An 18,459-nucleotide genomic window follows, 5' to 3' on the forward strand; every position below is an offset into this window, starting at 1 on the left:
ACTGACAGCAGTGGCGGCCGGTTGGTTACACTAGCCCCGTTTTTTCCACCCCTGCATATCTCTGGAGCAGTCCCATGAGCGAGATCCCCGGCGACCTCAAGTTCCTCAAGTCCCATGAGTGGGCCCGTGTCGAAGGCAATGGCCGCGTCACCGTCGGTATTTCCGACCACGCCCAGGGCCTGCTGGGTGACCTGGTCTACGTCGAACTGCCGGAAGTCGGCGCCGACGCCAAGGCCGGCGAACAGATCGCCGTCGTCGAGTCGGTGAAGGCCGCCTCGGACGTCTACAGCCCGATCAGCGGCAAGGTCGTCGAGGTCAACTCGGCCCTGTCCGACAAGCCGGAAACCATCAACGAAGATGCCTACGGCGAAGGCTGGATGTTCGTGATCGAACTGACCAACGCCGAAGAGGTCAACGAGCTGCTGGACCCGGACGCGTACGCCGAAGCCCTGGAGAACGACGACCACTGAGTCGTCGTTTCCGGATTCTGGAACGGCCACCTTCGGGTGGCCGTTTTTGTTTTGGCGACCGCGTCGGACTCATGACGCGGGGTTCGCTGTGCACCCTCGGCGTGGCATCAGCCGACAGGCGAACGGTGCCGATGGGCGTGCGCAGTTTTGCGCAAATCCGCGTTTCAGCCCCGCGCCGAAGCGTTCGAATGTGAAAACTTTTCGCCCCCCGTTGCGGCGCCGTTGTGCTGGCGTTGGCGGCGGTGCCGGTGACCACCGACGATGCGCGTACGCCGTTGTGCCTTGCCTGCGCCTGTCTACGCGGAGTGCTTATTTCAAGTGTTTTTTGATCAACGCCTGCATTGGCATCGATGCAGGCAACGTGCGTGCGCGCCGCTTCCACCGTCGTTGCAGGCCGTGCAGAGTGGTGGCGCCGGCGGCGCCCGGGAAGGCGCGGATGTGAAAATTTTTCGCGGGGGTTGTTGACAGTAAAAAAAACCGTGATTAGGTTTCGCCTCAGCAGACCTTGCCTGCCCAACCGAGTGCGCAGAATCAATCGTCCGATGCGAAGCAGCCCCTTCAAGACCACCGCGACCCTGATGACGGTGGACATGGCCCCGCTTCCCCCGGAGAAATGCAAGGCAACTCCCGTTCCGATGCCCGCTCCGCCGATCGAGGCGGGCATTGCCGCATCCGTAACGGCGCGCCTGACGCGCCGGCGGTCCCCGCACGCAGCATCCGCGGGTTTGATCCAACTGGGCGTTTCAACTCCCTATCACTGACGAGGAGCCATCCCATGGCAACCAAGAAAGCTGCGAAGAAGAAGCCCGCCGCCAAGAAAGCGGTGAAGAAGGTCGCGAAGAAGGCCGCTGCCAAGAAGGCAGTGAAGAAGGTCGCGAAGAAGGCAACCGCCAAGAAGGCAGTGAAGAAGGCTGCGAAGAAGGTCGCCAAGAAGACCACTGCGAAGAAGGCAGTGAAGAAGGCGGCGAAGAAGGTAGCCAAGAAGTCCGCTGCCAAGAAGGCCACCAAGAAGGTTGCCAAGAAGGCCACCAAGAAGACTGCCAAGAAGGCCGCGGCGCGCAAGCCGGCCAAGAAGGTCGCGAAGAAGGCCACTGCCAAGAAGGCCGTCAAGAAGACCGCCAAGAAGGCAGTGAAGAAGACCGCGAAGAAGGCCACCAAGAAGGCTGCCCCGAAGAAGGCAGCGAAGAAGGTTGCCAAGCGCAAGCCGGCCGCCCGCAAGAAGAAGGCCGCTCCGGTCGCTCTGCCGGCAACCCCGGCGCCGCTGATCTAAGTACTTCCCGATAGCCGCATCCTGAAACCCCCTTCCCTGGCTGCCCAGCGGGGAGGGGGTTTTTTTATGGGCCACTTGTAGCGTCGAGTCGAGCCAGGCTCGACCGCTTTGCTGACGGTCGGCGCTAGCCGTGCGGCGCCGCTGGAAAGCGCTCCATCAGGAAGTCGAGGAAGCTGCGCAGGCGGGTGGAGTGGTAACGGTCGTGCGCATAGACCACGTGCATCGGCCGACCGGCCTGACCGTATTCCGGGAACAGCTGCACCAGACGCCCCGCCTCGACATCGGCGGCCAGCAGCAGCGTCGATTGCAGGACGATGCCAAGGCCGTGCAGCGCCGCCGAACGCAGCGCTTCGCCATTGTTGATCTGCAGTCGGCCGTCGGGCACGTGGTCGAGCTCGCCAGCGTCGTCCTGCAGCCACTGGGCAAGCGCACTCGGTTCGAACGACAGGCATTGATGGCCGGCAAGTGCGTGCACGCTGCGTGGCGTGCCATGCCTGGCCAGATACGCCGGCGAGGCGCACATCATCAAGCGATAGGGGGCCAGTGCTCGTGCCACCAGCACGCTGCTGTCGGCCAGCGTGCCGATGCGCAGTGCCGCCTCGAAGCCCTCTTCGGCCAGGTCGACCACACGATCGGTCAGCGTGGCTTCGACCCGGACATCCGGATGACGGGCCATGTACTCGGCCAGCGCCGGTACCAGCGCGTGTGTACCGAAGATCACCGGTGCGCTGATGCGCAGCGTGCCCGCCGGTGAGAGCTGCTGGTGCTGCGCCTGCGCGTCGGTTTTCCTCCACCAGGCGCAGGATCTCCTTGCAGCGCGCGTAGTAGTCCTCGCCGAACGGTGTCATGTGCTGGCGCCGGGTGGTACGGCTCAACAGCTGCATGCCCAGCCGGGCTTCCAATGCGCGCAGGTGCTTGCCGGCCATCGTTGCCGAGATATCCATCGCCGCGGCTGCCGCACTGAGGCTGCCCTTGTCCACGATCAGCACGTAGACCTGCATGCTCTCCAGCAGGTTCATCTGACACCCCGGGTGTTGAATGCTGAAACCTGCGTGGAGTTTATCAATCAGGGGTGATCAAACAGCATGTCGTGCACGGACCGGATTCGCCGGCCACGCTGACAGGAGAACACCATGGACTTGAATCTTGCTGGTCGTACCGCGTTGGTGACGGGCGCGGCCAGCGGCATCGGTGCCGCCGTCGCCAGGCAGCTGGCGGCCCAGGGCGTGCGCGTTGCCATCACGTCGCGGCAGCGGGCACCGTTGCAGGCGCTGGCGGCGCGGATCGAAGCCGAAGGCAGCGCCGCACCGGTCATCGTGGCCGGCGATGTCACGGTTGCCGGCGACCTCCGGTACATCGCGGACGCATCCCGTGAGGCATTGCAGCGTGTCGACATCCTGGTCAATGCCGCAGGCGGTTCCCGGCCGACCACGGTCGATGCCGATGACGATATCTGGGAGGAAGCGATCGCCCTGAACTTCTCCGCCGCACGACGGCTGACCCAGGCGCTGTTGCCCGGCATGCAGGCGCAGGCATGGGGACGGGTGATCAACTTCAGCGGTTCGATGGAACCGCGCGCGGTGAACGCGGCCACCGCGGCGAAGGCGGCATTGCACCTGTGGAGCAAGGGCCTGTCGTCGGAGGTGGCGGGGCAGGGCATCACGGTGAACGCGATTGCACCGGGGCGCATCAACAGCGCGCAGATCCTGGACCGCCTGCACCCCACCGAGGAAAGCAGACGCGCGTTCATTGCCCGCAACATCCCGATCGGACGCTTTGGTGAACCGGAGGAAGTGGCGCCGCTGGTGGCGTTCCTGGCCTCGCCGCTGGCGGGTTACATCACCGGTGCGGTGATTCCAGTGGACGGCGGCATGCACTACTTCGCGCACTAGCGCTGCGGAACTGCAGAGCCGAGCATGGGCTCGACGCTGCAACGGCCAACAAAAAGGGCGACCGATGGGCCGCCCTTCGCACACACGGTCGAGCCCGCCTGGTCAGCGCGGCGAAGCCACCGCGCGGTTGCCCGAGGCGCCCTTGCCCTTGCGCTTGTCCTGCTGCGCCGGGCTTGCGCCCTCGGCCATCAGGTTGTCGCTGCCGAAGTCGGTGTCCACGTCCAGCCAGCGCTGCGCCGGCAGGCCGAGCGCCGAGTCGAGCACGGTCGGCAGCAGGCCGCTGGGCAGGCCGCTTTCGCCATTCCAGAGGATGGCGATGCCGAGGTCACGTTCCGGCACCAGCGCGACCAGGCCGCGATAGCCCTGCACGGCACCTGCATGGAACACCACGTCGTGGCCGGCGTAGTCGAAGGTACGCCAACCCAATGCGTAGCCCGCCGAGTGCAGGCGCTCACGGCGCCAGCCCGAACGCATCTCGCCCGGCGTGTTGATCAGGCTTGAATGCAGGGTGGCCAGCAGCGGTGCCGGCAGCACGTCGGGGCGATGGCCGGTGTGGGCCAGCAGCCACTGCGCCATGTCGCTGGCGCTGGCGTTGACGCCAGCCGCCGGAGCGACGCGGTAATAGGTGGGCTTGGGCGTCAGCGAGACCCAGCCGTTGCGGCTGCGCACGTGCGGACGCGCCCAGCGCGAGCTGGCCTGGATGCCGGCCAGGCCGAGGCTGGCATCATTCATGCCCAGCGGCTTGAAGATGCGGCGCTCGACCGACTGCTCGTAGAAGCTGCCCGAGGCCGCATAGACAACGTCGCCGATCAGGCTGAAGGCCACATTCTGGTAGGCGTAGCAGTCGCCCGGCAGGCATTTCAGGCTGGTGTTGGCCAGCTTCTGGGTCAGCGCGTAGTACTCGGCGTTGCCTTCGATGTCGCGGTCGTAGGCGTTGTACGGCAGGCCGACGCGATGGCTGAGCACGTCGGCCACGGTCAGGCGGTCGGTGGCTTCGGGCGAATTGAGGCGGAAGCCCGGCACGTAGTCGGTGACCTTGCTGTCCCAGCGCAGCGTGCCGTCGTTGACCAGCAGGCCGGCCATGGTGCCGGCGAAGGCCTTGGACAGCGAGGCCAGGCGGAACACGGTGTGCGCATCGACCGGCAGCGGGTTGTTGACGTCGGTGACGCCATAGCCACGCGCGCTGAGAATGCGGCCGCCCTGCACGATCGCCACCGCCATGCCTGGCACGCGCTCGCCATAGGTCAGCTGCTGCGCCATCGATTCGATGTTGGCGACGTTGAAGCCAGCCGCCGGCGCCTGGACGCGCGGCACCAGACCGGTGCGGTAGGCCGCAGGCTGGGTGTGGGCGACGGTGGCAGCCGTCGCGGATTCGATGTTGGTCGGCATCGGCGGCAACGCCGGCGGTGTCTGCGCGGTGGTGGACAAGGCAACGGGCATCAACATGCCCAGCAAACCGGTGGCCGCCGAACGGATCGGACGACGCAGGCTGTTCTTTTTCATCGGTTGGACCCGTGCGCGACTGCTGATGGCGATTCTAGCGCCGCTTTTCCCCTGTGCACAAACAGAGCGAAGATGAATGCGCATCTTGTTGAAAAAGTTGGAATTTTGACGCCCCGAAAGTGTGTGTCGGAACGTGTCGTCCAGGCCGGTCGTCGCGTCCGTCCGCAGGCGCGAGGGCGCGTCACGCTGGCGATGTTTCAGTGCATTGGCTAACGTACGCGCTTCACCGCCCCGGAGCCTGCCATGCTGCTGTCCAACCGCCGTCTGTGGGCGAGGGGCGCTGCATGAGCGCTGCATCGGGCAAGGGGCCGCTGCAGGGCCTGGCGGCGGCGCTGCGCGAGTCGCCGGCGCTGTGGTGGTCGTTCCTGTACTTCTTCTGCCTGCTCAGCGGCTACTACGTGCTGCGCCCGGTGCGTGAGGCCATGGCCGCCTCGGCGGACCTGGAAACGGTGTTCCCGCCCGTGCTGATCACCTGGTTCGCCAGCCATGGCATCGCGTTGAAGGACTTCGTCCTGCAGTTCCTGTTCTCCTGCGTGTTCGTGATCATGCTGGTGCTGCAGCCGGTGTACGGCTGGCTGGTCAGCCGCTTCCCGCGCCGTGTGTTCCTTCCCGTGGTGTACGGCTTCTTCATCGTCACCCTGCTGGGGTTCTACGCACTGTTCGACAGTCACGTGCCAGGGCGGGGCATGGCCTTCTTCCTCTGGGTGATGGTCTTCAACCTGTTCGCGGTGGCGGTGTTCTGGAGCTTCATGGCCGACGTGTTCTCCAACGCACAGGCGCGTGCCTACTACGGCTACATCGGTGCGGCCGGCACCGTTGGCGCGTTCCTCGGCCCGTTGATCACCAGCGCGCTGGCGCAGCGCGTGGGCATCGCCAACCTGATGCTGGTCTCGGCAGCATTCCTGGTCGTGTGCCTGTTGTGCATCTGGCGGCTGCGGCATTGGGCGGTGCTGCGCGAACGCGAGCAGCAACTGGTGTCCGGCGAGCAACCGATGGGCGGCAGCGTGCTGGACGGCCTGAAACTGATCGTGCGCGAGCCGCTGCTGCGCTGGTTGGCGGTGATGGTGGTGTTCGGCGTGGGCGTCGGCACGCTGCTGTACAACCAGCAGGCCAGCATCGTGCGCGCGGCGTTTACCGACCCGGCGGCCAGTACTGCGTTCTTCTCGCGCATCGACCTGGCGGTGAACGCGCTGGCGCTGCTGATGCAGGTGGGCCTGACCCGCTGGCTGCTGTCGCGCCACGGCATCGCGCCGGCGCTGCTGATTCCCGGTTTCGCGATCCTGATCGGCTTCTCGGTGCTGGCAGCCTCGCCGATGCCGTTGATGGTCGCGGTGGTGCAGGTGATGACCCGCGCCAGCGAATTCGCACTGGCCAAGCCGGCGCGCGAGACCATCTACACGCGCGTGGACCGGCAGTGGCGCTACAAGGCCGGCGCGGCGATCGACACCGTGGTGTACCGCGGCGCGGACCTGGGGTTCACCTGGATCCACAAGGCACTGACCCTGTTCGGTTCGCACGTGGTGTTCATCGGCGGCGTGCTGGTGGCCGGCTTCATGACCCTGGCTGCATTCGGCGTGCTGCGCGAAGAAAAGAAGCTGCCGCGCGACCGTTGATTTGCCGGGGTCAGGGCCCTTTCCCGCGGGGAAAGGGCGCTGACCCCATTCTCCTTCCCTGTCCAAGGAACCGCACATGTACTGGATCGCACTCGCCCTGACCTTGCTGGTCGCACTGCTGCACGTCTATTTCCTGGTGCTGGAGATGTTCCTGTGGACCCGCCCGCTGGGCCTGAAGACCTTCCGCAACACGCCGGAGAAGGCCGGGGCCACGCGCGTGCTGGCGGCCAACCAGGGCCTGTACAACGGCTTCCTGGCGGCAGGCATCGTGGTGGGGCTGGTGATCGATCAGCCGGTGCTGGTGACGTTCTCGCTGGCCTGCGTGGTGGTGGCGGGGTGCTATGGCGCGTACAGCGTGAGCCGCCGTATTTTCATGATCCAGGCGATGCCGGCGATCCTGGCGTTGGTGTTTCGCGCGCTGGCGTAGTTTCCAGCCAACGGCGCAGCCCCTCGTGGGTTGGTCGCGTGGAGCGGTCATGTGTTGGGTGTGGCGGGTGGGCCGTGCAGGGGACGCTGCAAGTACGTCCATGTAAGCTCGATGGCGCCATCCATGGCGCCAACGCCCCCGAACGGCCCACCCGCCACACCCCTGACAGTTTCAGGGCGCGGCCAGCCCACGGAGAAGAAAAAGAAGTTCAAGAGCAACAGCAACAGCAACAGCAAAAAGCGGCCGGTGGGCCGCTTTTGCTTTTGCTTCTGCCCTTCTTTTTTCTCTTGCGTGGGTGGACGCCGCAGAGATGCGTCCGAGGCTGGGGGCGGTGGGTTCGCGGGGATGTCCGCGGCATGGATGCCGCGGCCAAGTCCCCAGGGATGGCTTCACGGCGTCCCCCGCGAACCCACCGTCCCCAGCCTAACCAGGGCTTTCCGCGATCAACCGTCCACCCACGAGGGGCTGCGCCGTTCGCGGGAACCTACTTCGCCGGCGACAACCACATGTCGATCACCGCGCTGAACACCTCCGTGCCCGCACGGTCGCGCACGCTCACCGTCACCGGCAGGGCATAGCCCTCGGCCGCGACGACAATCGGCTGTGCCGGCAACGCCACCGCCTGCAGCGTGCCACGTGCCTTGGCCAGGTACTGCACCTGCATCCCCTTCGGGATCCAGCGCATGCCCTTCGGCAGCGATGCATCGACCATCAACCCGGCGGTCAGTTCGGCCAGGTTGCACATCGCGATCGCGTGCACCGTGCCGATGTGGTTGCGCACCCTGCGGCGGTCGGCCAGCGTGCCTTCGCAGCGGCCGTGTTCCAGGCGGGTGATGCGTGGCGCGATGCTGGCGAAGTAGGGCGCCTTGAAGCACACCGCGCGCGAGAACAGCCAGGTGCCGGCGGGCCAGCGCTGCAGCCGGTGGTAAAGCGAGAGCAGGGGCGTGGACATGGTGGGTATTCCGGTCGGCGGATAAAGCGACGGCGGGCCGAGGCCCGCCGTCGAAGCAACGCGTGTCGCGGGCGATCAGGCTGCCTGCGAATGCGGGTCCTTGTGCTGGCGGTCGTAGTAGCTGGCCGCGCGCAGTTCGTGGGTGTCGAAGTCGTCCACGCTGATGGTGTCCAGGGTCAGCGTGCGCAGCTCTTCCAGCAGGCTGCGCTCATCCTGGGTGATCACGCCCTCGGCCACGGCTTCGTCCAGCTGCGCCTTGAAGTCCAGCGCCTCGATGCCCTTGCTCTTCAGCGCCTTCAGGAACTTGCGCTCCACCGGCTCGGCCATGATCGCCTTGCTCAGGTAGCTGTTGATACGGCCGCCCGGGTTGTTCTCGCACGGGGTCAGGAACACGCCACTGGCCAGACGGTCGCGGGCTTCATTCGGCGCCATCAGCAGGGCGGCGACACGACGGCTCAGGCGATCGCCCGGAGCCTCGGCACGACGGCCCAGCGGGAAGATCAGTGCCCACATCAGCCAGCCGATCGGACGGATCGGGAAGTTGCGCAGTGCGGCCGACAGCGACTCTTCGATCTTGTGCACGCTGTCATGGAAGGCCCAGGCCAGCAGCGGCTGGTCGGCCTGCGGTGCGCCTTCGTCGTGGTAGCGCTTGAGCATGGCGCTGGTCATGTAGACGTGGCTCAGCACATCGCCCAGGCGGCCGGACAGCGATTCCTTGAACTTCAGCTTGCCGCCGAGGGTCATCATCGAGATGTCGGCCATCAGCGCCAGGTTGGCCGAGTAGCGGTCCAGCTTGCGGAAGTAGCGGCGGGTATAGGCGTCGCCCGGGGCGGCACCGAAGCGCGCGCCGGTCAGGCCGAACCAGAACGAACGCACGGCATTGGAGATGCCGAAGCGGATGTGGCCGAACAGGCTGCGGTCGAAGTCCTGCAGGCCGGCGCGGGTATCCGGATCCTGCGCGGCCTTCATTTCCTTCAGCACCCACGGGTGGCACAGGATCGCACCCTGGCCGAAGATCAGCAGGCTGCGGGTCATGATGTTGGCGCCCTCCACGGTGATCGCGATCGGCGCGGCCTGCCAGCTGCGGCCAGCGAAGTTGCGCGGCCCCAGGATGATGCCCTTGCCGCCGATCACGTCCATCATGTCCGAGATCACTTCGCGACTCATGGTGGTGCAGTGGTACTTGGCGATCGCCGACGGCACCGACGGCACGTCGCCACGGTCAACCGCGGCGGCGGTGGCCTGCGACAGCGCACTGATCTTGTACGCCTTGCCGCCGATGCGGGCCAGCGCTTCTTCCACGCCCTCGAAGCGGCCGACCGACAGGCCGAACTGCTTGCGGATGCGCGCATAGGCGCCGGTCACCGCGGCACCGGCCTTGGCACCACCACTGGCGGTGGACGGCAGGGTGATCGAGCGGCCCACGGCCAGGCACTCGTTGAGCATGTTCCAGCCCTTGCCGGCCATCGCCGCGCCACCGATCAGCTGGGTCAGCGGAATGAACACGTCCTTGCCGCGGATCGGGCCGTTCTGGAACGTCGAGTTCAGCGGGAAGTGGCGACGGCCGATTTCAACGCCGGCGGTGTCGCGCGGCAGCAGGCCCAGGGTGATGCCGATGTCGCGGGTATCGCCGATCAGGCCATCCGGGTCGTACATGCGGAACGCCAGGCCGATCAGCGAAGCGACCGGGGCCAGGGTGATGTAGCGCTTGTCGAAGGTGAGCTTGACGCCGAGCACCTGCTCGCCGTTCCACTCGCCCTTGCAGACGATGCCGTAGTCCGGGATCGAGGTGGCGTCGGAGCCGGCGAACGGACCGGTCAGGCCGAAGCAGGGCACTTCGCGGCCATCGGCCAGGCGCGGCAGGTACTGGTCCTTCTGTTCCTGGGTGCCGTAATGCACCAGCAGTTCACCCGGGCCCAGCGAGTTGGGCACGCCGACGGTGGAGCTGACCACCGAAGACACCGACGCCAGCTTCTGGATTACCTTGTGGTGGGCCAGTGCGGAGAAGCCCAGCCCGCCATATTCCTTCGGGATGATCATGCCGAAGAACTTGTTCTTCTTGATGAAGGCCCACAGTTCCGGCGGCAGGTCCGCATGGACATGGGTGATTTCCCAGTCGTTGACCATCGCGCACAGCTCTTCCACCGGGCCATCGAGGAAGGCCTGTTCCTCGGCGGTCAGCTGCGGCTTGGGATAGTTGAGCAGGATGTTCCAGTCCGGATCACCGGTGAACAGTTCGCCCTCGAAACCGACCGAACCGGTTTCCAGTGCGATGCGCTCGGTCTGCGACAGCGGCGGCAGCACCTTGCGGAACACCTTCATCATCGGGCCGGTCAGCAGCGGCTTGCGGATGAACGGCAGCAGCAGCGGCACGGCGATGACGGCCAACACGGCGGCCGCGACGATCGTGGCGGTCTGGTTGACGTAGGGAATGAACCAGCAGGCGGCCAGCAGGGCCACGCTGATCAGCGTCCAGGTAACCAGCCGCATGCGGTGGTAGGCGACGAACGCGCCTGCCAGCAGCAGGGCGAGGAAGGGAAGAACGATGCTCATGAGCGTGCTCCGGTGACGTGCTCGTTTGTGGCGGACGAAGCCGCAGCGTCCGCTGCGGGCAACACGTCCAGATAGTCCAACACAGTAGCGGTAAAGGCGTCGTTGTCATCGCCGGCGACCATATGGGTGGCCTGCGGCAGCTGCACATGGCGCGCATGCGGCGCCAACGCCAGGAACTCGGCCACGGTCTGCGGCGTGACCAGGTCGCTGCGTCCGCCGCTGACCAGCAGCAGCGGGCACTTCACTTGGCGCGCGGCCTCGGCCAGTGCGTCCTGGTGCTGTTCGCTGTCGCGGGCCAGTTCGGCCACCAGGCGCGGATCCCAGTGCCAGCGCCAGCGGCCGCGGCCGTCCTCGCGCAGCAGCGCACGCAGCGACTGCTCGGATTTGCGCGGACGGTGCGGCATGTACGCCGAGATCACGTCGGCGGCCTGGGCCAGCGAAGCGAAGCCGTCGGGATGGGCGGTCATGAAGGCGAGGATGCGCTCGACGCCGGCGGTATCCCAGCGCGGGGTGATGTCGACCAGCACCATCGCCGAGAACAGGCCGGGCCAGCGCGACTCGGCCAGCAGGCCGAACAGCCCGCCCATCGATGCGGCAACCAGTACCGGCGGGCGCGGCTGCTCGCCGGCCAGCACGATCAGGTCATCGGCGAACTGTTCGCCGTGATAGGGCAGGTTGGCGGCATTCCAGTCCGAATCGCCGTGGCCGCGGGCGTCGTAGGCCAGCGTCTGCAGGCCGGCGGCATTCAGTGCGCGGGCAGTGGCATTCCAGGCGTGGCGGGTCTGGCCGAAGCCATGCGCGAACAGCACCCGGCCGCGCCGGCCATGGTCGCTGGCGGTGGCTGCCAGGCGGGCGCCATGGGCGGCGTCCAGGCGCAGGTCATGGAACGCAGCGGGAGGTGGGGACGTAACCATACTTGCTAGTATGGATCGGTTCGGGGGGAAGTCAATACTGCACGGTATGGTGCGCTGCGGAAGTCCCCTGAATGGACCTCGCCTGGGAGGCTGCGACGGTTTCGACCGCAACCGCGTACTGCAACGAACCCCGGCGTATGGTTAAATCAGCCCATGAATCAACCTGACGCTTCCGCCGGCGAACCGCGCGCCGGCCGCAACAGCCGCCTGAGTGCCGAAGACTGGGCCCAGGCGGCCCTCGATCTGATTGCTGAACAAGGTGTCGGCGCCGTCGCGGTGGAGCCGCTGGCACGGCGGCTCGGCGTTACCAAGGGCAGTTTCTACTGGCATTTCCCTTCGCGCGATGCATTGCTGCAGGCGGCGCTGGAACGCTGGGAACTGTTCGAACAGGAACAGGTGTTCGGCAGCCTGGAAGACGTACCGGATCCGCGCGTGCGCCTGCGCCAGCTGTTCCAGATGGTGGCGCATGAAGTGCAGCCGCACATCATCTACAGCGAGCTGCTGAAGGCACTGGATCATCCGATGGTGCGGCCGGTGATCGACCGCGTCTCGCAGCGCCGCCTCGATTATCTGGTCGCGTCGTTCCGCCAGGCGGGCCTCAGCTCGACCGATGCCCGTCATCGGGCACGCCTTGCCTACGCCGCGTATGTCGGCTTCCTGCAGTTGTCGTTGCAGCTGCAGCAGCCCAAGCAGGCGCGCGAGGATTTCGAAGCGTACGTCGAGCATCTGATCGAGACGCTGATTCCGAACGGATGAGCACCCGGGAGTGATGCGAAGCAAGGCCGCGGCGACACCGCGGCCTTTTTTGTTGTGCCTGGCCAGCTGTTTCCATGCGCCACAAAGAACAACGGCCCCTTGCGGGGCCGTTGCTGCATCAGCTGATCAGAGTGCCGATCAGAACTTCTGCTTGTACTGCATGTACATGAAGCGACCGATGTCGTAGCCACCGTAGTAGGAGAACTGCGAGTTCGGTGCCGAGTACATCTGCGGGCCGTAGTGGTCGAACACGTTACGTGCGCCGACGGCGATGGTCGCATTCCACGGTGCGTTCCAGGAAACCTGGACGTCGTGGAACATGGTCGAACCACGCTTGTTCATCGGCTGGTCGCGCACCGGATCCGGCGAACCGAAGTCCGGCAGGCTGCACTCGTCGCTGTAGTAGCAACGCTCCTTGACGCTGGAGAAGTAACGGGTGCCCCAGGTCACGCCCCAGTCGCCACGCTCCCAGCCCAGCACCAGGTTCGAACGCAGGCGGAAGTTGCTGCCGAAGCCGTTGAGGATCGACACCGGCACCTGCTGCGCATTGGTGGTCTTCAGCACGTTCTTGGTGACGTAGCTGTTCTGCAGGTTGGCGTTGAAGGTACCCCAGCTGTCGGTCTCGAAGCGGTACGCCACGTCGAAGTCGAAGCCTTCGGTTTCCTGGTAACCGGCGTTACGCGGTGCGTAGGTCAGGTTGATCACGTTGTGACGGTTCGGATCACGGGTGAACGAGTTGCAGCGCTCGGCGATGCCAAGCACGTAGCAGTCGTTCAGCTGGTCATCCGGGCTGTCGGTGACGATCGTGTTGGTGATCTTGATGTTCCACCAGTCCAGGCTCATGTTCAGGCCCTGGGCGAAGGTCGGGCTCCACACCAGGCCAACGGTCTTGGACTTGGACTTTTCCGGAGTCAGGTTCGGGTTGGAGACGGCGTTGAACGGGTCCGGCGTCTGCTCATCCGGACCGCTGGCCGGCACGTAGCCCTGGCGCAGCTGGCGGAAGGTGCTGGCGGTCGGGCCGATGGCCGCGGCGCAACGGGCAGCGACGCCCGGCTGGCCGGTCGAACCGAAGTCGGTATCGCACGGATCGGTGAAGTACGCGAAGGTCTGCGAGCTGCCACCGTACAGATTGTCGATGGTCGGCGCACGGAAGCCTTCGGCGTAGGTCGCACGCACCAGCAGCTGGTCGATCGGCTTCCACTTCAGGCCGAACTTGTTGTTGGTGGTGTTGCCGAAGGTGCTGTACTTCGAGTAGCGCGTCGCGGCGTTGAAGCTCAGTTCCTTGGCACCCGGCAGGTCGGCCAGGATCGGAACATTCAGCTCCAGATAGACTTCGTTGACGTCGTAACCACCACCGGTCGGGCCGGCGGCCAGGTCGGTCGAGTAGCCGGTCTGCGACAGGGCGTCCGGATTGTACGAACCCTTGTCCTCGCGGTACTCGTAACCCAGCGCGAAGCCCAGGTCGCCGGCGGGCAGGGTGAACAGGCTGCCGGCGATGTTCGCGTAGTAGGTCTTGGTGGTGACTTCACCGGTGTTCTTGGTGGTCGGGAACAGGAACTGCTGCAGATCCGGGTTGCCGGTCAGGCCACCGTCACCGGTACGGCCGTACGGAATGGCCGGGTTCCACGGCAGGCAGCCGCCGGCGCCCGGGCCATAGATCGGGTTGGAGCCATCGACCAGGCCTGCTGCCGTGCCGCACTCGACGCGGCCGGTGGCCGGGTTGTAGAACGACGGGCCGGTGGCGGCATTGACCGCCAGCACGTTGTAGTTGCCGGTCTGGCTCTGCTGGTTCTCCGAGTTCTGGTAGATGTAGCCGGCTTCCCAGTCGAAGTACTTGTCATTGAACTGGAAGCTGCCCTGCAGGGCGCCGGTGAAGCGGAAGGTGGTCAGCTTGTTGGTCGACAGGCGCGGCACTTCCCAGCCACGGCGCATGAAGCCCATGTCCTTGCCGAAGGGGTTGTAGTAGCTGTCGGCATCCCACTTGGCACCCAGGCGCTCATACGACGCAGACTGCAACGGATAGCCTGCGACCTGGGCCTGCGACTCACGACGGGTGTACAGCAGGTCGGAGACGAAGCGGATGTTGTCGGTCAGGTCGTACTGGACGTTGGCGAACACCGAGCGACGCTTGGTCGGCGTCAGCAGGTGCATCTGCGTATTGGAGTTGCTGGTGTCACCGGTGATGCCGGCGAAGTCCTGGTCGTGGTACTGGTTGACGTCGCGGTAGTCGCCACCGCGGTTCAGCACCAGCCAGTCATCGGTATCCGGATCGATGATGGTGCCCCACTGGCTGACCGGGCTCCAGTTCTGGGCCGGGTGGAAGGTGGTGCGCGGATAACGGCTGAACCAGCGATCCTTGGCCCACACTTCCTTTTCTTCGGCGTACTCGGCGCCGATGGTGATCGAACCGCGGTCACCGGTGAAGCCGGCCACGAAGTCGTAGCTGGTCTTCTGGCCGTCGCCTTCGCCGTACTGGCCGACGTAGGCGTTGGCTTCCAGGCCCTGGAAGTTCTTGCGGGTGATGATGTTGATCACACCGGCGATCGCGTCGGAGCCGTAGATCGACGACGCGCCGTCCTTCAACACGTCGATGCGCTCGACGATGGCCGACGGAATCTGCGACACGTCCTGCAGGCCGCTGACGCTGGCGCCGAGGCGCTTGCCGTCGACCAGCACCAGGGTGCGTTCGGCGCCGAGGTTGCGCAGGTCGATGTAGAAGCCACCGACGGCTTCACCGGAGGACAGCGGCTCGGAACGGCTGATGGCCGGGCTGCCGGCTGCGGCGATGTTCTGCAGGACGTCGGCGACCGTCTTGAAACCGCTCTTCTCGATCGAAGCGCGGCTGATGCTCAGAACGGGCTGGGCGGTTTCGGTATCGACCTGACGGATGCGCGAACCGGTGACCTCGATGCGGTCGAGGTTGGTGGCTTCCTGGGCGTGGGCCGTCGCGGTGGTGGCACCGGCGACAAGCGCGATCACAACTGCGTCACGCAGCTGGCTGGACTTGAGTTTCATTGGCTCTCTCTCTCCAAGAAATCTTGGCTGGGGTTAATGCCCGGCGGGGGAGCGAAAAAGCGCTCCCAAATCGCGAGGCTGACCCGATAGTAACGGGCGTTCGCCAAGAATTAAAGCTGTGTTAATCAAGCCTGTGATTTTGGTAAAGATGCGCTTTTCCCATGCCAATCAGTAGTTTACCGGCATGGTCAAGGCGCTCTGCCTCGTTTGTTAACGCAGAATGATGAAAAAAGTTTCGATTGAAATGTATCTCACTATGTCGGTGCGCAGCGTTTCATTGCCCAGCGGCGATACCGGTTACGCAAGTGCGCGGCAGGCTTGCACATGCAAAAGGCGCCTTTCGGCGCCTTTGGGAATATCGTTGCTGAGCCTGTTTACCGGGATCAGAGATCCTGTTCGTAACGCACATACGGCACGGTGCCGTCGTCGTTGCTTTCGTTGCGCGGGGAGAACGGATTCTTGCCGCGGCTGATCACATTCTCGGCGCCGACGGTGAGCTGGCCGGACCACGGGGTACGCCAGGTCAGGCCGATGCCCAGGCCTTCCCACTTGCCGGGCTTGCCCGGGACGTCGACCACGCGGCCGATGATGCTGCCGGTGAAGTTGCCGTAACCGGCGCCGATGCTCAGGCTCTTGCTGTCCCAGCGATCGACGATGGCCGGCGAGGCGTCGGCCAGCGGAACCAGGCGCGCCTTGGCGTAGGTACCGGCGATGGAGACGAAGCCTTCGCGACCGATGTTCTTCTGCGCGAACACGGTCAGATCGTTCTGCTCGGCACGCAGCGAGGGCGCCTTGTTCGGGCCCGACAACCAGGCGGGCAGGGTTTCACGGCCAGTGCCGGCGGTGATGCCCAGGCGGCTGTTGCCGCGGTTCAGCGCGGCGGTACCGCTGAAACGACGGCTGTTCAGATCATCCTCGTCGCCCAGGCTGGCCAGCATGCAATGGCTGGCCAGACCGCTGATGCTGGTGCCGCTGCTGCTGTTGCAGAGCAGGCCCAGCGAATCGCCGGAGGACAGGCCAAAGGCCGCGTCCAGCGAGTTGCGGCCGAAATGCCAGCGGGCGCCGGCCGCCTGTTCGCCGGTCGGCTCAAGGTACAGCAGCGCCTCGACCTTGCCGCTGCCCTTGTTCCAGACCGGCAGCACGGTGCGGGTGTCCTTGCTCTGCGCATGCACGCCCGTGATCGCGCCAAGGGCGATCAGCAGGGCCAGCGGTAGACGCAGGAAGGTACGCATCGGACCAGTTCAGACAGGGACAGACAACGGAAGTTCCCGTGGGGACGGGAACTCGATCCTAGGGTGTTTATGAATTCTTAACAAGCCTTGATCCTCCCCAGGTACAAGACTGCCGTTCACTGAAGTCGTTCAGGCGCCGGTACAGCCCCCTGGGCGCCGTGGAACAGTATGCCGAACTCCGTCAATGGAAAGTGATACTCGCGTCCGCAGAATTCGCAACGCACCTCGACGGCGCCAGTGTCCTCGGCGGCCGCTCGGGCCTCCTCTTCCCCCAGCGACTGCAGCATGCCGGCCACCCGCTCGCGCGAGCAGGAGCAGGCGAAGGAGAGCGGCTTTTCACCCAGCAGCTCCGGCCGCTCCTCGTGGAACAGGCGGTGCAGCAGCTGCTCGGCCGGGGTCGCCAGCAGTTCGGCCTTGCCCAGGGTCTCGAACAGGGCGCTGGCGCGCGCCCAGCCATCTTCGTCGCCTTCGTCGCCCGGCAGTTTCTGCAGCAGCAGGCCGGCGGCACCGTTGCGGTCGGCCGCCAGCAGCAGGCGGGTGGGCAGCTGCTCCGACTGGCGGAAGTAGTCCTCGAAGGCCTCGTCCAGTTCCGGCGCGGTCAGCGCGACCAGGCTCTGGTAGCGCTGCGGCTCGCGCGGGTCCAGGCCGGGGTTCTCGATGGTGATGGCGAGGATGGCGTCATCGCCGAGGCTGGACAGGTCACGCGGCGCGTCGGCGCCTTCGCTGAGCTGGGCGATGCCACGCAGGGTGCCGCCCGCGGTGCATTCGGCGAACAGGGTGCGCAGGGCAGTGCTGCTGCGCAGCTGCACTGACAGGCGGCCGTCGATCTTGGTGTGGCCGGTGAACAGGGCCGAGGCGACACAGGCCTCGCCGAGCAGCTCGGCAGCGGCGTCCGGGTACACGGCGTGGGACAGGATTTCCTGCCAGGTGGCCTGCAGGTGCACATGCACGCCGCGGACGCCGGCGTCGGGGAGCAGGAAACGGATCAGGGAATCGGAGTTGGCGGTCATCGGCTCACATCGCGCGTAAACGGGGGCGGTTGCCGGATAATGCGCCGACAACCAGACAGAAGAAGGATGCACCAGTAATGGGGGCAGCGGGAGAGCAGCACAAGGTAGTGGCGGAGGTGGCCGCGCCGCGCCGGCGGCGCTGGCGCTGGAGGCGGCTGCTGTGGCTGCCGGTGCTGCTGGCTGCTTTCAGCTGCCTGCAGGTGCTGGTGCTGCGGTTCATCGACCCGCCGGTGTCCACGGTGATGCTGTGGCGCTACGGCGAGGCGCTGGGCGAGGCGGACTGGTCCTATCGGCTGCATTACCAGTGGCGCGACCTCGACCAGATGGCGCCGAGCCTGCCGATCTCGCTGGTGGCGGCCGAGGACCAGCGCTTCCCCGACCACAATGGCTTCGATCTGCAGGCCATCGAAAAGGCCCGCGACCATAACGCCAGGGGAGGGCGCCTGCGTGGCGCCAGCACGATCAGCCAGCAGGTGGCCAAGAACCTGTTCCTGTGGCAGGGCCGCAGCTGGATCCGCAAGGGCCTGGAAGTCTGGTACACGGTGCTGATCGAGGCGCTGTGGCCGAAGGAGCGCATCCTGGAGATGTACGCCAACATCGCCGAGTTCGGTGATGGTGTGTACGGTGCGCAGGCGGCAGCCCAGAAATACTGGGGCAAGGACGCGGCCCGGTTGAGCCCGGCCGAGAGTGCGCGACTGGCGGCGGTACTGCCGGCACCGCGACGCTACAACGCGGCCGCACCGGGGCCGTATGTGCAGCGGCGCGCCGCATGGATCCAGCGCCAGGCGCGCCAGCTGGGAGGCGCGTCATACTTGTCGGAGGACTGAGGCAGGCGTGGCGTGAGCGGCGGGC

At 65.8% G+C, this 18,459-nt stretch carries 14 protein-coding genes and 1 pseudogene; 7 read left to right on the plus strand and 8 right to left on the minus strand.

Going from position 1 to position 18,459, the window contains the following annotated elements:
* The first annotated feature begins 74 nt into the window (after positions 1 to 74).
* Together gcvH and ACUVWL_RS01575 are read left to right on the plus strand one after the other, a co-directional pair.
* Positions 75 to 470: a glycine cleavage system protein GcvH gene (gene gcvH / locus ACUVWL_RS01570; protein ID WP_014648082.1), complete on the plus strand. Its 396-nt coding sequence runs from the start codon at positions 75 to 77 to the stop codon at positions 468 to 470.
* Positions 471 to 1,245: 775 nt separating this feature from the next.
* Positions 1,246 to 1,740 carry a hypothetical protein gene (locus ACUVWL_RS01575; RefSeq protein WP_014648081.1) on the plus strand — a complete coding sequence of 165 codons (495 nt, stop codon included), beginning with the start codon at positions 1,246 to 1,248 and terminating at the stop codon, positions 1,738 to 1,740.
* Positions 1,741 to 1,864: 124 nt separating this feature from the next.
* Here the strand turns inward: ACUVWL_RS01575 and ACUVWL_RS01580 are convergent.
* Positions 1,865 to 2,759: pseudogene (locus ACUVWL_RS01580) on the minus strand (LysR family transcriptional regulator).
* A gap of 114 nt (positions 2,760 to 2,873) precedes the next feature.
* Here ACUVWL_RS01580 and ACUVWL_RS01585 point away from each other — a divergent pair.
* A complete protein-coding gene (locus ACUVWL_RS01585; RefSeq protein WP_046432045.1) occupies positions 2,874 to 3,632 on the plus strand; it encodes an SDR family NAD(P)-dependent oxidoreductase in 759 nt (252 codons plus the stop codon).
* Positions 3,633 to 3,734: 102 nt separating this feature from the next.
* Here ACUVWL_RS01585 and ACUVWL_RS01590 read toward each other — a convergent pair whose 3' ends face one another.
* Complete coding sequence (locus ACUVWL_RS01590; RefSeq protein ID WP_032960851.1) at positions 3,735 to 5,135, minus strand: serine hydrolase domain-containing protein; 1,401 nt, start codon at positions 5,133 to 5,135, stop codon at positions 3,735 to 3,737.
* A 284-nt stretch (positions 5,136 to 5,419) separates the two neighbouring features.
* Here ACUVWL_RS01590 and ACUVWL_RS01595 point away from each other — a divergent pair, with 284 nt between their 5' ends.
* The gene (locus ACUVWL_RS01595) at positions 5,420 to 6,748 is read left to right on the plus strand and encodes an NTP/NDP exchange transporter (protein WP_014648077.1); all 1,329 of its coding nucleotides are present in this window, start codon (positions 5,420 to 5,422) and stop codon (positions 6,746 to 6,748) included.
* 76 nt (positions 6,749 to 6,824) lie between these two features.
* A complete protein-coding gene (locus ACUVWL_RS01600; RefSeq protein WP_032960857.1) occupies positions 6,825 to 7,175 on the plus strand; it encodes a DUF1304 domain-containing protein in 351 nt (116 codons plus the stop codon).
* A 484-nt stretch (positions 7,176 to 7,659) separates the two neighbouring features.
* On the opposite strand, the gene ACUVWL_RS01605 is transcribed toward ACUVWL_RS01600, so the two are convergent.
* From ACUVWL_RS01605 to ACUVWL_RS01615, 3 genes are all read right to left on the minus strand, one after another.
* The gene (locus ACUVWL_RS01605) at positions 7,660 to 8,127 is read right to left on the minus strand and encodes a hotdog fold domain-containing protein (protein ID WP_014648075.1); all 468 of its coding nucleotides are present in this window, start codon (positions 8,125 to 8,127) and stop codon (positions 7,660 to 7,662) included.
* Positions 8,128 to 8,202: 75 nt separating this feature from the next.
* Complete coding sequence (locus ACUVWL_RS01610; RefSeq protein WP_014648074.1) at positions 8,203 to 10,680, minus strand: acyl-CoA dehydrogenase; 2,478 nt, start codon at positions 10,678 to 10,680, stop codon at positions 8,203 to 8,205.
* Complete coding sequence (locus ACUVWL_RS01615) at positions 10,677 to 11,594, minus strand: alpha/beta fold hydrolase (protein ID WP_014648073.1); 918 nt, start codon at positions 11,592 to 11,594, stop codon at positions 10,677 to 10,679. The genes ACUVWL_RS01610 and ACUVWL_RS01615 overlap by 4 nt, the downstream gene beginning before the upstream one ends.
* Positions 11,595 to 11,747: 153 nt before the next feature.
* On the opposite strand from ACUVWL_RS01615, the gene ACUVWL_RS01620 reads away from it, so the two are divergent.
* Entirely contained in the window at positions 11,748 to 12,350 is a 603-nt protein-coding gene (locus tag ACUVWL_RS01620) for a TetR/AcrR family transcriptional regulator (RefSeq protein WP_005418411.1), read from the plus strand.
* Between the two features lie 138 nt (positions 12,351 to 12,488).
* Here ACUVWL_RS01620 and ACUVWL_RS01625 read toward each other — a convergent pair whose 3' ends face one another.
* From ACUVWL_RS01625 to hslO, 3 genes are all read right to left on the minus strand, one after another.
* Entirely contained in the window at positions 12,489 to 15,365 is a 2,877-nt protein-coding gene (locus ACUVWL_RS01625; protein ID WP_014648072.1) for a TonB-dependent receptor plug domain-containing protein, read from the minus strand.
* A gap of 383 nt (positions 15,366 to 15,748) precedes the next feature.
* Entirely contained in the window at positions 15,749 to 16,597 is an 849-nt protein-coding gene (locus ACUVWL_RS01630) for an XOO1806 family protein (protein WP_445978769.1), read from the minus strand.
* Positions 16,598 to 16,713: 116 nt separating this feature from the next.
* Complete coding sequence (gene hslO, locus ACUVWL_RS01635; RefSeq protein ID WP_014648070.1) at positions 16,714 to 17,607, minus strand: Hsp33 family molecular chaperone HslO; 894 nt, start codon at positions 17,605 to 17,607, stop codon at positions 16,714 to 16,716.
* 77 nt (positions 17,608 to 17,684) lie between these two features.
* Between hslO and mtgA the strand changes: the two genes are divergently transcribed.
* Positions 17,685 to 18,434, plus strand: a complete 750-nt coding sequence (gene mtgA / locus ACUVWL_RS01640) for a monofunctional biosynthetic peptidoglycan transglycosylase (RefSeq protein WP_049441304.1) — start codon at positions 17,685 to 17,687, stop codon at positions 18,432 to 18,434.
* Positions 18,435 to 18,459 lie beyond the last annotated feature (25 nt).

The sequence above is a fragment of the Stenotrophomonas muris genome (assembly GCF_052751275.1).

Bases quoted from the DNA above. Each gene is read 5' to 3' on its own strand.
- gcvH (WP_014648082.1), top strand. From the start codon at position 75: ATGAGCGAGATCCCCGGCGACCTCAAGTTCCTCAAGTCCCATGAGTGG.
- ACUVWL_RS01575 (WP_014648081.1), top strand. From the start codon at position 1,246: ATGGCAACCAAGAAAGCTGCGAAGAAGAAGCCCGCCGCCAAGAAAGCG.
- ACUVWL_RS01585 (WP_046432045.1), top strand. From the start codon at position 2,874: ATGGACTTGAATCTTGCTGGTCGTACCGCGTTGGTGACGGGCGCGGCC.
- ACUVWL_RS01590 (WP_032960851.1), bottom strand. From the start codon at position 5,135: ATGAAAAAGAACAGCCTGCGTCGTCCGATCCGTTCGGCGGCCACCGGT.
- ACUVWL_RS01595 (WP_014648077.1), top strand. From the start codon at position 5,420: ATGAGCGCTGCATCGGGCAAGGGGCCGCTGCAGGGCCTGGCGGCGGCG.
- ACUVWL_RS01600 (WP_032960857.1), top strand. From the start codon at position 6,825: ATGTACTGGATCGCACTCGCCCTGACCTTGCTGGTCGCACTGCTGCAC.
- ACUVWL_RS01605 (WP_014648075.1), bottom strand. From the start codon at position 8,127: ATGTCCACGCCCCTGCTCTCGCTTTACCACCGGCTGCAGCGCTGGCCC.
- ACUVWL_RS01610 (WP_014648074.1), bottom strand. From the start codon at position 10,680: ATGAGCATCGTTCTTCCCTTCCTCGCCCTGCTGCTGGCAGGCGCGTTC.
- ACUVWL_RS01615 (WP_014648073.1), bottom strand. From the start codon at position 11,594: ATGGTTACGTCCCCACCTCCCGCTGCGTTCCATGACCTGCGCCTGGAC.
- ACUVWL_RS01620 (WP_005418411.1), top strand. From the start codon at position 11,748: ATGAATCAACCTGACGCTTCCGCCGGCGAACCGCGCGCCGGCCGCAAC.
- ACUVWL_RS01625 (WP_014648072.1), bottom strand. From the start codon at position 15,365: ATGAAACTCAAGTCCAGCCAGCTGCGTGACGCAGTTGTGATCGCGCTT.
- ACUVWL_RS01630 (WP_445978769.1), bottom strand. From the start codon at position 16,597: ATGCGTACCTTCCTGCGTCTACCGCTGGCCCTGCTGATCGCCCTTGGC.
- hslO (WP_014648070.1), bottom strand. From the start codon at position 17,607: ATGACCGCCAACTCCGATTCCCTGATCCGTTTCCTGCTCCCCGACGCC.
- mtgA (WP_049441304.1), top strand. From the start codon at position 17,685: ATGGGGGCAGCGGGAGAGCAGCACAAGGTAGTGGCGGAGGTGGCCGCG.